The organism is Streptomyces sp. XY006, assembly GCF_002237655.1.
Lineage (GTDB): Bacteria > Actinomycetota > Actinomycetes > Streptomycetales > Streptomycetaceae > Streptomyces > Streptomyces levis.
Window position 1 is genome coordinate 201,835 of sequence record NZ_NOKT01000003.1, and the last position, 11,565, is coordinate 213,399.

Genomic DNA, 11,565 nt, shown 5'->3' on the forward strand with positions numbered 1-11,565 from the left:
GTCTTTTCAAGCCCCCCACGTCCCCCGTGCCCCCTTGACCGCTGGCCACGGGGGGCACTCCCATGGAGGGCATGGCTGATCGCTACCTCGAAGTCTCGCTGGTCAAGCGTGACGTGACCTGCACGGCCAGGCTGCTGGACGACCGCGCCCCGATCACCTGCGCGGCCGTCTGGGACGCCCTTCCGCTGGCCGGCGACGTCTACCACGCGAAGTACGCACGCAACGAGATCTACGCCCTTTTCCCGCCCTTCGCCGAGAACGAGCCACCCCTGGAGAATCCCACCGTCACCCCCATCCCGGGCGACCTGTGCTATTTCACCTTCGTCGGCGCCGAGTTGGGCACCACGTCCTACGGCTACGACCGCGAGGTCCGCGCCGGGACCACCCTCGTCGACCTGGCCCTGTTCTACGAGCGCAACAACCTGCTGCTCAACGGTGACGTGGGCTGGGTGCCCGGCATCGTCTGGGGCCAGGTCGTCGACGGCCTGGAGGCCATGGCCGAGGCCTGCAACGACCTGTGGCGGTCGGGGGCGGCGGGGGAGACGCTCAGCTTCAGGCGGGCGTAGGCCGACTGCCCGGTGCCACCCCCGCCCCGTACAGCGCGTGGGCCGCCCGCAGCACCAGATCGTCCCGGTGCCGGGCGGCCACGAGCTGCAGGCCGACCGGCAGCCCGTCCCCGTCGAAGCCGACCGGCACGCTCGCCGCGGGCTGCTGCGTCATGTTGAACGGGTACGTGAAGGGCGTCCAGCCCGTCCAGCGCCGGTGACCGGATCCCTTCGGCACCTCCGCGCCCGCCTCGAACGCCGTGATCGGCAGGGTCGGCGTGACGAGCAGGTCGTAGGTGTCGTGGAAGCGGCCCATGCGGCGGCCCAGGTCCATCCGGACGTCCACGGCGGCCAGATACTCCAGCGCCGAGTACCGGGCGCCCCGCGCGCGGATCTCCCGCAGGCCGGGGTCCAGCATCTCCCGCTGGTGCGGGGCGAGGTGCTGGGTCACCCGCGCGGCCCCGCTGAACCACAGGGTGTGGAAGGCCTCCACGGGGTCGGTGAGGTCCGGGTCGGTCTCCGTGACGTACGCGCCGAGCTCCGCCAGCCGCTCCACCGCCCGCCGCACCGCCGCCGCCACCGCCGGCCGCACCGCCACCTGCCCGCCCAGCGACGGCGAGTACGCCACCCGCAGCCCGCGCACCCCGCCCGCCAGGCCCTCGGCGTACGACCCGGGCGGCGGGGCCAGCGCCGACCAGTCGCGCGAGTCCGGGTGGCCGATGACGTCCAGCAGCAGGGCCGCGTCCGCCGCGTCGCGGGTCATCGGCCCGACGTGCGCCAGCGTGCCGAAGGCGCTCGCCGGGTAGAGCGGCACGCGCCCGTAGGTGGGCTTCAGCGCGAAGATCCCGCAGAACGAGGCCGGGATACGGACGCTGCCGCCGCCGTCCGTGCCCAGTGACAGCGGTCCCGCGCCGAGCGCCACGGCCGCCGCGCTCCCGCCGCTCGAACCGCCCGCCGTGCGCGCGGGGTCGTAAGGGTTGCGCGTCACGCCGCTCAGCGGCGAGTCCGTCACGCCCTTCCAGCCGTACTCGGGCGTCGTCGTCTTGCCCAGGAACACCGCCCCGTGCTCCCGCAGCCGGGCCACGGACGGGGCGTCCTCGTCCCAGCGGCCCGCCGGATCCACCGCCTTCGAGCCGCGCAGGGTCGGCGCCCCGCGCAGCAGCAGGATGTCCTTCACCGTGACGGGCACCCCGTCCAGCAGCCCCCGTGGCTCACCGCGCCGCCAGCGCTCCTCCGACTCCCGGGCCCGCTCCAGCGCGTCCTCGGCGGTCAGCCGGACGAAGGCGTTCACCTCCGGCTGGATCGCCTCGGCCCGCCGCAGCGCCGCCCGGGTCGCCTCCACGGGACTGAACGCGCCCGTGCGGTACCCGTCGAGCAGTCGTACGGCCGTCAGCTCGGTGAGCTCGGTCATCCACCCTCCCAGGAACGTCAGTGTCCGGGTACGTACCCACGCCGCTTGTCGACCACGTTCCTCAACGGCGCGCCGGACGCCCAGAGTTCGAACAGCTCCACGAACTGGGCGCCGAGCTCGTCGCGCCAGCCGACGGTGTCGCCGCTCATGTGCGGGGAGACGATCAGGCCCGGGGCCCGCCACAACGGGCTGTCGGCGGGCAGGGGTTCGGTCTCGAAGACGTCCAGGGCGGCGCCCGCGATCCAGCGCTTGTCCAGGGCCTCGGCGAGCGCGTCCTCGACGACGAGCGGGCCGCGGCCGACGTTGACGAACCGGGCGGACGGCTGCATCACGCCGAAACGGCGGGCGTCGAACATGCCGCGCGTCCGTTCCGTCAACGGCGCCGCCGCGATCACCCAGTCGGCGCGCGACAGCAGCCGGTCCAGGTCCTCCGGGCCGTGCACGCCGGCGCGCGCGGCCCGGCCGACCAGCGCGGTCGTGACGTCCAGCGCCTTCAGCGTGCGGGTGATCGCCCGGCCGATCGGGCCGGACCCGACGACCACGGCCCGGCTGCCGGCGACCTTGCGCGACTCGCGGTGCCGCCAGGTCCGCTCCCCCTGGAGCTCCAGCGTGAGCGGCAGGTCCTTGGCCATGGCCAGGACGAGCGCGGCGACGTACTCGGCGATCGGCTGGTCGAAGACGCCGCGGGCGTTGGTCACGACCGTGTCGGAGGCGGCGAGTTCCGGACTCATCAGATGGTCCACTCCGGCGCTCGCCGTGTGCACCCAGCGCGGGCGCGGGCCCTCGCCCGGCCAGGCATCCCGGACGGCGCGCGAGGTGAAGTCCCACACCAGGAGTACATCCGCACGCGGGAGGCGCTCCGCGAGCCCCGCCGCGTCGGTGTGTTCGATGCGCGCGCGGCCGGTGAGGCGGCCGAGGCGGGGGAGGGGTTCGGCGTCCAGGACGAGCAGGGTGGGGGTGGGCATGAGCAGCCGTTTCTCCAGCCGTTCGGCGGGCCGGGGCCGTGCGCGGGCCGCGGGTGACGACGAGTTAACCCGGTGTTGACCAAGGGGTGATCCGGGCGGATTGACCACGCTCGCACCCGAACCTACCGTCGTCAACACGGGCGTTCCCACGATCCGTTGCGTACTCGTTGCCCAGCGTGAGGCCGGTGCCTGCCATGGACGTCTCATTTCTCGGCGGGCCCAGCCCGCAGCGCGGGGTCGGCGTCGTCGCCCCCTTCGACTTCGCCCTGGACCGCGAGCTGTGGCGCTGGGTCCCGGACGGCGTCTCCCTGCACATGACCCGCACGCCGTACGTCCCGGTCGAGGTCAGCCTCGATCTCGCCCGCCTGGTCAGTGAGCACGAGACGCTGAGCGAGGCCGTCCGCACGCTCACCGCGATCACCCCCGAGGTCGTGGCCTACGCCTGCACGTCGGGCAGCTTCGTCGGCGGGATGATGGGCGAGCGCGCGATGTGCGAGGCGATGAGCCGGGCCGGGGCCGTCCCCGCGATCACCACCTCCGGGGCGCTGCTGGAGGCCCTGGTGGAGCTGGACGTGCGCCGGGTGGCGCTGGTGACGCCGTACACGGTCTCGGTCACACGGTCCCTGGAGGACTACGTCGCGCAGGCGGGCGTGACGATCTCCGGCTGCGCGTTCATGGGCCTGACCCGGCACATCTGGAGGGTGCCCTACCGGGAGGTCGTCGACATGGCCCGGCGGGCCGTCCGCGGCGACGCCGACGCGCTGTTCATCAGCTGCACCAACCTGCCCACCTACGACGTGATCCCCCAGCTGGAGGCGGAGCTGCGGATCCCGGTGATCTCGGCCAACCAAGTGACGATGTGGGCGGCGCTGCGCCGACTGGGTACCCGTGCGGTGGGACCGTATCAGGCGCTGATCAATCCGGCGGCGCGTTCCGGTCCCGCAGCGCCGGGGGCGGACCCCGGTCCCGTAGTGCCGGAAGAAGAGCAGCAGCAGGAAGGCTGGACATGACAGCACTGGGATTTCTCTACCCGGGCCACTCCGCCGAGGACGACTATCCGCGCATCGAGCAGTTGCTGGGCAGCGACATCCGGGTGGACCTGGTGCACACCGACATCGGTGAGGACGCGCACCGGGTGGACGCGCTGCTGGAGATGGGCTCCGCCGGGCGGCTGGCGGCCGGCGTGCAGGAACTGCGGCACGCCGGTGCGGACGCCGTGGTGTGGGCCTGCACGAGCGGCAGCTTCGTCTACGGCTGGGACGGCGCGCAGGAGCAGGTCCGCACGCTCGCCCGGACGGCCGGGATGCCCGCGTCCTCGACGTCCTTCGCGTTCGTGCACGCGGTGCGCGAGCTCGGGGTGCGGCGGGTCGCGATCGGCGCCACGTACCCGGAGGACGTCGCCCAGCTCTTCGCGCAGTTCCTGCGCTCCGACGGCGTCGACGTCGTGTCGGTCAGCAGCTCGGGCATCATCACGGCGGCCGAGGTGGGCACGTGGGGCGAGTCCGAACTGCTCGCCCTGGCCCGCGGCTCCGACCACCCCGACGCGGAGGCGCTGCTCCTGCCCGACACGGCCCTGCACACGGCGGCCCACATCCCGGCCCTGGAGAAGGAACTGGGCAAGCCGGTCCTCACCGCCAACCAGGTCACGGTCTGGGAGGCCCTGCGGCTGGCGGACCGCCGGGTGAACGCGCCGGAGCTGGGCGCGCTGTTCACACGGGAGCCGATCGTCCAGGCGTGAGCCGGCCTCACGGCCGCCACCCGGGCGGCAGCGGCGGGGGCGGCAGCGGCGGGGGCGGGCCCGGAGGATGCGGGGGCGGCGGGGGCGGCGGGCCACCGGGCCGTTCCCGGCGCCGCCGGGACAGGACAGCGGGGAACACGAAGCCGAAGGCCCCGCCCGCGGCGGCCCCGACCAGCATGCCCAGCGGAACGTCCCAGCCGACGCCGGAGTCGGACAACTGCTGCGGCCCGGCCACCACGGCCCCGAAGGCGCCCGTCGCGCAGGCGCCGCGCCGGCGGTCGCCCCAGCCGGCCCGCCCGCTCATCGGGACCTCCCGCGGCGCCACCGCAGCACCCACAGCGCTGCCCAGGCCACGAGGGCGAGCGTCAGGGGCACGGCGACGGTGAACGTCGTCCCGAGGCATCTCGCCGCACGCCTCGTCATCCCGTCCAAGGGGGCCTCCCGACAGCCGGTGTGCGGTGCGGTGCCCTCGAACGGGTCGCCCATGCGGGCCGGAATCGGTCCTGCCGTTTATTCGGGGCAAAGAGGGAGGTATGCCCCCGCCTACCCCGCTGAGAGGTGAGGAATGGTCAACTCCGGTGCCTCACGCGGCCCTTGGGTTGACCGAAAGCGCGTTCCCCTTCCGCTGTCCGTCCCGTGCACACTGGCCACGTCCGCAGCCAGTCGTGCCGTGAAGGACTCCCCGATGGCCGAACCGGGCCCGTTCAGATCCCCCGCAAGCGCTGTCCGGCGCTGCGCCCGTCTGCTGTGCTGGAGCCTGGCCGCGGCCATGGCCGCCGCCGCCGTGGACGCCTTCGGCCCACCGCACACCGGATGGTGGGGCGCCGTGTGGACCCTGCCGTGGTGGCTCTTCGCCGCGACCGCGCTCGCCTGGGCCGTCCTCCGGGCCCGCGAGAAGTCCGACCCCCCGCCCCCGCCCGGCTGCGCGCGCGGCGACTGGGAGCAGGCCGCCTGACCGCAAGCCCCACGCATCACGGCCGGGAATAAACGGAGACAGTCCCCTGTTAGAGCCGGAACGACAGCACACGGCCCACAGCAGGAGGCACCCCACCGTGGCGGCAGACGAGATTCGCGGCGCAGCGCAGGGCAGCGCCCCCGTCCCCCTCTCCGTACTGGACCTGGTCACCGTGGGGGCCGGCCGCACCGCCTCCGACGCGCTGCGCACCAGCGTCGACCTGGCCCGGCTCGCGGAGCACCGCGGCTTCCACCGCTACTGGGTCGCCGAGCACCACTCCATGCCCGGTGTGGCCTCGTCGTCCCCGGCCGTGATCCTCGCCCACCTCGCCGCGCACACCGACCGCATCCGTCTCGGCTCGGGCGGCGTGATGCTGCCCAACCACGCCCCGCTGGTGATCGCCGAGCAGTTCGGGACGCTGGAGGCCATGGCCCCGGGCCGGATCGACCTCGGCCTCGGCCGGGCCCCCGGCACCGACGGCGCCACCGCGGCCGCCCTGCGCCGCACCGACCGCCTCAACGAGGGCGCCGACGACTTCCCGCAGCAGCTCGCCGAGCTGGTCCGCTTCCTCGACGACGACTTCCCCGACGGCCACCCCTACCGCCGTATCCACGCCGTCCCCGGCCCGGTCCAGGCCACCTCCCCCGGCGGCGTGCAGTCCCCGCACCGGCCGCCGGTCTGGCTGCTCGGCTCCTCCGGCTTCAGCGCCCGGCTGGCCGGGGCGCTCGGCCTGCCGTTCGCCTTCGCCCACCACTTCTCGGCGCAGAACACCATCCCGGCCCTGGACCTGTACCGCGAGTCCTTCCAGCCGTCCGCCGTGCTCGACCGCCCGTACGCCCTCATCGGCGTCTCCGCCCTCGCCGCCGACGACGAGAAGGAGGCCCGCCGCCAGGTGCTGGCCGCGGCCCTCAGCATGGTCCGGCTGCGCACCGGCCGCCCCGGCCTGGTGCCCACGCCGGAGGAGGCCGAGGCCTACGCGTTCAGCCCCATGGAGCGCGACTTCGTCGACTCCTGGAACGCCAACGTCGTCCACGGCACCCCCGACGAGGTCCGCTCCGGCCTGGACGACCTCGCCAAGCGCACCGGCGCCGACGAGCTGATGATCACGGCCAACGCGCACAGCGGCGACGTCCGCCTGCGCAGCTACGAACTCATCGCCGGCGCCTACGGATTGGCGACGCCCGCCTCCGCCTGAACGTCCGGCGTGCCGAGCAGCTCGGAGATGCGGTCCGGCGACACCGGGCGGGAGTACAGCCAGCCCTGTCCGGTGTCGCAGCCGATGCTGCGGAGCCGGGTCGCCTGCGCCGAGGTCTCCACGCACTCGGCCGTGACCGTCAGCCCGAGCCGGTGCGCGAGCTGGATCATCGCCTCGACCACGACCTCGTCGGCCGGGTTGGCCCGGGCCGCCGCGTCCCGGTCGTCGTACTGGAAGCCGCGGACGAAGGACCCGTCCAGCTTCAGCGCCGACACCGGCAGCCTGCTCAGATACGCCAGGTTCGAGTAGCCCGTGCCGAAGTCGTCGATGGCGATGCGCACGCCCATGTCGCTGAGGGCCTTCAGCGTCTGCAGCGGACGGCCCGCCGAGCCCATCACCGCGGACTCGGTCAGCTCCAGCTGGAGCAGATGCGGCGCGAGCCCCGTCTCGGCCAGGGTCTGCGCGACGTCCGCCACCAGGTCGGAGTCCCAGATCTGCCGCACCGCCACATTCACGCTGACGAAGATCGGCGGCTCGTCCGGGTGGTCCAGCTGCCAGCGGCGGGCCTGTTCGCAGGCCGTGCGCAGCACCCACCGGCCCAGCGGGACGATCGAGCCGTCCTCCTCCGCGAGCCCGATGAACCGATTCGGCGTCAGTACGCCGAACTGGGGATGGTTCCAGCGGACCAGCGCCTCCACCCCGTGCAGCCGGTCGTCCTCCATGCCGACCAGCGGCTGGTACTCCAGCCGGAACTCGTCCCGGTCGATGGCCGGCCGGAGCGTGGAGGCGAGCGCCTGGCGGGTCATGCGGTGGGCGTTGCGCTCCGGGTCGAACAGGGTCCAGCGGGCCTTGCCGTCGGCCTTGGCCCAGTAGAGCGTCGTGTCGGCGGCCTGCATCAGGGCGGTGGGGGTCGTGCCGGCCGCGTGCCGCTCGACGACCCCGATCGACGCCGACACCGACAGCCGCCGGCCCGAGAGGTCGAACGGCTCCTGGACGGCCCGCAGCACCGCCTCGGCCAGCTCGGCCAGTTGTTCGGTGCCGGTGGAGTCCTCGACGAGGAGCGCGAACTCGTCCCCGCCGAGCCGGGCCACCAGCGGAACGCTGGTGCGGGACCGGCCCGCCTCGTCCGCACAGCGCGTGAGCCGCTCGGCGACGGCGGCCAGCAGCCGGTCGCCCACCCGGTGGCCGAGGGTGTCGTTGATGGCCTTGAAGCCGTCCAGGTCCAGGTAGCACAGCCCGATCCGGCCCGTGCCGCTCCGCTCGTACGACTCCGCCTCCAACGCGGCGGACAGCCGTTCGAAGAACAGCGTGCGGTTGGGCAGCCGGGTCACCGGGTCGTGCATCTGCAAGTGCCTCAGGCGGGCCTGCAGTTCACGGCGGGCGCTGATGTCGGCGACGGTCAGCAGCACGGACCGGTCGTCGTCGGGCAGTGGCGTGACGGTCACCTGCGCCCACAGCGAGTGCCCGTCGGGGTGCTTGAGCCGGCGCGTGCAGCGCAGCCGGGACTGCCGGCCGCGCAGCACCTCGTGGTAGGCGTGCAGGCTCCGGGCGTCGGAGGTGAGGCCGACCAGATCGGCGGCGACCGCCCCGGCCAGCTCGTCGGCCGCGCTGCCGAGCAGCGTGGCGAGCGCGTCGTTGGCACCGACGACCAGGCCATCACGGTCGACCACGGCCATGGCGAGGGGCGCGGCCGCGAAGACGGCACGGTAGGGCGGCCGTGACAGGGGCTCGGTACGGGGAGACGTATCGATCTCACTCTCTGTGACGACCGGCCGGTCGAGGTCTGCCGCGGGCGCCGGCCCTTCGGAGGTTCCGCTCACCGCTCGCTCCCGCATGTATTCGATCTCTGTCCGTGCAGGAAAGGTCAGGAAAGTGTGCCGATCATAGAGGCTGGCCCCAGGGCCTTCCAGCCGGTGTCCAGTCTCCCCGACCAATCGGCCCTTCTGCCAGATCGTTTCTGCTCGCACCTGGACGGCTTCTTCAAGCCCTCGACCAGTTGTGACGTTCCGTGAGTGCTTCGGGGGTGTCGGCTTCCGGGTTCTTTCGGCCCCTTCACTCAATTGGTGCAGGCAAACAGGGCGCAGTACGACAATTCACCACAGGCTGGGTGCGGTGTCCCGCGAACCGTACCCGGAGGTACCCGTGCCGCGTCCGTTTCCGCGCGCCCGACTGCGCAGCACCGCGGCCGTGTTCACCACCATGTCGGCGCTCGCCGCGACCTCGCTCGGCACCGGCCCCTCGGCCGCCGAGACCGACTCGGCCGCGCCCTGCGCCCTGACGCGCACCGACGCCCACCACTCGGAGGGCCTGGACACCTGGAACGCCGCCTATCCGCGTCCGGCCCGGGCCCTGGAGGCGGTGATGGTCTTCCTGTCGTTCCCGGACGCCCATCCGCTGACCACGCCGCAGGAGCTGACCGCCGACCACTTCCCGGCGACCACCCGCTTCTTCGAACGGGCTTCCTACGGCCGGTTCACCCTGCGGCCGCACGCGCTCGGGCACTGGATCCGCATGCCGCAGCCGTCCACCGCGTACGCCATACAGCGCGACTGGAGCCCCGAGCACCGGTCCGCGTACCTGCGCGACGCGCTCGCCGTGGCCGACCCGCAGGTCGACTTCTCGCGCTACGACGTCGTGTACTTCGTCGCCGACCCGGACGCGCCCGGCGTGGACTCCGACGCGACCAAGGTGGTGAACCTGACGAGCCCGCTGCGGGCCGACGGCACCGAGCTGCGCCGGATCGTCACCGTGTTCGAGCAGCATCCGCCGGACCGGCTGGTGCTCGCCCATGAGACCGGCCATGTGTTCGATCTACCTGATCTGTACCACCGGCCCGCCGACGGCAAGGGCGACTGGGACACGCATGTCGGCGACTGGGACCTGATGGGCAGCCAGTTCGGACTCGCCCCGGATCTGTTCGGCTGGCACAAGTGGAAGCTGGGCTGGCTGGACTCGCGGCAGGTGCGCTGCGTCCAGGACGCCGCGCCCGCGCGGCTGACCCTGGAACCGCTGGCGGCGGGACCGGGCGTGCCGGTGGAGGGCGCCGCCGGGTCGCCGGCCTTCGGGCTCGGGCGGGGCACCAAGCTCGCCGTGGTGCGCACGGGACGGGACAGCGTGCTCGCCTTCGAGGCGCGGGGGCCCGTGGGCAACGACGCGGCCGCGTGCCGCCAGGGGGTGCTGGTGTACCGGGTGCGCGGCGGGGCGCAGTCCGGCGGCGGGCCGATCGAGGTGATCGACGCCCATCCGCGCACGGAGGCCTGCTGGGAGGACTCCGTCTACCCGCCCCTCGCGGACGCCCCCATCGCCCTCGGCGAGAGCTTCACGGTGCCGGGGGAGGGCGTAAGGGTGGAGGTGGAGGGCCGCACCGCCACGGGGGCGTGGATCGTGAAGATCGGAGTGGGCCACTGACGCGCCGCCCCGGCGTCGTCCCGCGGCACGTGAAAGGCCCCTCGCTCGCGCGAGGGGCCTTTCACTGTCGTGCGCCGCCAGGGACTCGAACCCCGGACCCGCTGATTAAGAGTCAGCTGCTCTAACCAACTGAGCTAGCGGCGCCTGCTGACGTCGTAGACCTTAGCATCCTGGTCGGCGGGAGGAAAAATCGAAATCCGCACGGCGGACCGGGCCGCCCGCACCGCCGCCCAGAGCAGCACCTCGGGGCCGGGCAGCCAGGGCTGACGGGTGTCGGGCGCCACCAGCCAGCGGGAGCGGGAGACGCTCCCCGCGGGGGCGGGGACGGTCACCGCGTCGCCGGTGCCGTGGCACAGCAGCGGGGGCACGGCGTCCGTGCGGCAGCCCTGCCGGGCACCCCGGGCGTCCCGGCCGTGTGCACTCCGGGCGTCCCGGCCGTGGACGCCCCACTCCTCCCACTCCAGCAGCGCGGGCAGCCGCTGGGCCGTGCCGGGCGCGGCGAACAGCAGCATCCGGCCCCGGTACTCCGCCACCGGACCCGAGCCGGGCCCGTCGTCCCACAGCCGGTCGAGCATCCGCCGCCCGAACATCACGGGCGCGCTGACCACGTCGAAGACCGACCCGCAGGGCAGCACGACCGGCGCGTGCGGCCGCTCTTCCCAGAGAGCGAGCGTGCTTCGCGGATACGTTCCTGCCGAGGCGAGCCAGACGGCTCCGTCCGGGGTGACGTGGGAGGCGTTCCATGCGCTGCTCATGCCTCCAGATGTACCGGGCGTGAGCGTGCGCTTCCCGAGGGTTGCGGGAAACCGGGACAGGAGCGGGTGGGTGGGGGTATCTTGCCCGGCTGGCATATGCCGGGTGATCGGGCGGAGCCCGTCCTAGGCCGGGTCGCCGGGGCCCCGGCCCTCGGCGTCGCCCCGCATCAGGTCCCGTCCGAACTCGACCATCTTCTTGGCGTAGTCCTCGGTCCACTCGGCCCGCTCGGCGATGTCCGCCGTCGTCAGCCGGTCGAACCGGCGCGGATCGGCCAGCTGCGCCGCCGCCATCGCCTGGAACTCCACCGCCCGGTCCGCCGCGGCCCGGAAGGCCAGGGTCAGCTCCGTGGCCCGGGACAGCAGTGCCCGGGGGTCGTCGATCGACTCGAGGTCGAAGAAGTGCTCAGGATCCGAGGCCGCCTCCGCGGGCTCGAAGAGCAGGGGCGCGGGGCGTAGCCGCGGTTCGTTCCGACGCGGCGTGGGCTCCGCCATGTCTTCTCCTCCTCGTACGTCGCGCTGCCCCTCCCGGTGGAGCGGGCCACCGTCCATTGTCTCGCGGGCGCGCAAGTGGGCATCGCGGTGGTGGATACGGA

Annotated in this window: 12 protein-coding genes and 1 tRNA gene; 6 read left to right on the forward strand and 7 right to left on the reverse strand. The window is 73.4% G+C overall.

Annotation, left to right across the window (positions count from 1 at the left end; genetic code table 11):
- Positions 1 to 71 precede the first annotated feature (71 nt).
- Positions 72 to 566, forward strand: a complete 495-nt coding sequence (locus CHR28_RS05440; RefSeq protein WP_179272315.1) for a DUF3830 family protein — start codon at positions 72 to 74, stop codon at positions 564 to 566.
- On the opposite strand, the gene CHR28_RS05445 is transcribed toward CHR28_RS05440, so the two are convergent.
- Positions 553 to 1,956 (reverse strand): amidase, encoded by a 1,404-nt coding sequence (locus CHR28_RS05445; RefSeq protein ID WP_094052305.1) that lies wholly within the window; start codon positions 1,954 to 1,956, stop codon positions 553 to 555. The genes CHR28_RS05440 and CHR28_RS05445 overlap by 14 nt on opposite strands.
- A 17-nt stretch (positions 1,957 to 1,973) precedes the next feature.
- The gene (locus tag CHR28_RS05450) at positions 1,974 to 2,921 is read right to left on the reverse strand and encodes a D-2-hydroxyacid dehydrogenase (RefSeq protein ID WP_094052306.1); all 948 of its coding nucleotides are present in this window, start codon (positions 2,919 to 2,921) and stop codon (positions 1,974 to 1,976) included.
- A gap of 194 nt (positions 2,922 to 3,115) precedes the next feature.
- Between CHR28_RS05450 and CHR28_RS05455 the strand changes: the two genes are divergently transcribed.
- Together CHR28_RS05455 and CHR28_RS05460 are read left to right on the forward strand one after the other, a co-directional pair.
- Positions 3,116 to 3,931 carry a maleate cis-trans isomerase family protein gene (locus tag CHR28_RS05455; RefSeq protein WP_094052307.1) on the forward strand — a complete coding sequence of 272 codons (816 nt, stop codon included), beginning with the start codon at positions 3,116 to 3,118 and terminating at the stop codon, positions 3,929 to 3,931.
- Positions 3,928 to 4,659 (forward strand): maleate cis-trans isomerase family protein, encoded by a 732-nt coding sequence (locus tag CHR28_RS05460; protein ID WP_094052308.1) that lies wholly within the window; start codon positions 3,928 to 3,930, stop codon positions 4,657 to 4,659. Before CHR28_RS05455 ends, CHR28_RS05460 begins: the two co-directional genes overlap by 4 nt.
- 7 nt (positions 4,660 to 4,666) lie before the next feature.
- Here the strand turns inward: CHR28_RS05460 and CHR28_RS05465 are convergent, their stop codons facing one another.
- Positions 4,667 to 4,963 carry a hypothetical protein gene (locus tag CHR28_RS05465; RefSeq protein WP_094052309.1) on the reverse strand — a complete coding sequence of 99 codons (297 nt, stop codon included), beginning with the start codon at positions 4,961 to 4,963 and terminating at the stop codon, positions 4,667 to 4,669.
- 381 nt (positions 4,964 to 5,344) lie between these two features.
- On the opposite strand from CHR28_RS05465, the gene CHR28_RS05475 reads away from it, so the two are divergent.
- Together CHR28_RS05475 and CHR28_RS05480 are read left to right on the forward strand one after the other, a co-directional pair.
- Positions 5,345 to 5,614, forward strand: a complete 270-nt coding sequence (locus CHR28_RS05475) for a hypothetical protein (RefSeq protein WP_094052311.1) — start codon at positions 5,345 to 5,347, stop codon at positions 5,612 to 5,614.
- A gap of 97 nt (positions 5,615 to 5,711) precedes the next feature.
- Positions 5,712 to 6,809: an LLM class flavin-dependent oxidoreductase gene (locus CHR28_RS05480; protein WP_094052312.1), complete on the forward strand. Its 1,098-nt coding sequence runs from the start codon at positions 5,712 to 5,714 to the stop codon at positions 6,807 to 6,809.
- Here CHR28_RS05480 and CHR28_RS05485 read toward each other — a convergent pair.
- A complete protein-coding gene (locus CHR28_RS05485; RefSeq protein WP_094052313.1) occupies positions 6,779 to 8,644 on the reverse strand; it encodes a putative bifunctional diguanylate cyclase/phosphodiesterase in 1,866 nt (621 codons plus the stop codon). The genes CHR28_RS05480 and CHR28_RS05485 overlap by 31 nt on opposite strands.
- Positions 8,645 to 8,951: 307 nt before the next feature.
- Between CHR28_RS05485 and CHR28_RS05490 the strand changes: the two genes are divergently transcribed.
- Positions 8,952 to 10,217: a M6 family metalloprotease domain-containing protein gene (locus tag CHR28_RS05490; RefSeq protein WP_094052314.1), complete on the forward strand. Its 1,266-nt coding sequence runs from the start codon at positions 8,952 to 8,954 to the stop codon at positions 10,215 to 10,217.
- Positions 10,218 to 10,287: 70 nt separating this feature from the next.
- On the opposite strand, the gene CHR28_RS05495 is transcribed toward CHR28_RS05490, so the two are convergent.
- The 3 genes from CHR28_RS05495 to CHR28_RS05505 form a co-directional block, all read right to left on the reverse strand.
- Positions 10,288 to 10,361, reverse strand: a tRNA-Lys gene (locus tag CHR28_RS05495).
- Positions 10,352 to 10,972: a bifunctional DNA primase/polymerase gene (locus tag CHR28_RS05500; protein WP_094052315.1), complete on the reverse strand. Its 621-nt coding sequence runs from the start codon at positions 10,970 to 10,972 to the stop codon at positions 10,352 to 10,354. The genes CHR28_RS05495 and CHR28_RS05500 overlap by 10 nt, the downstream gene beginning before the upstream one ends.
- Positions 10,973 to 11,095: 123 nt before the next feature.
- A complete protein-coding gene (locus CHR28_RS05505; protein WP_094052316.1) occupies positions 11,096 to 11,464 on the reverse strand; it encodes a hypothetical protein in 369 nt (122 codons plus the stop codon).
- Positions 11,465 to 11,565 lie beyond the last annotated feature (101 nt).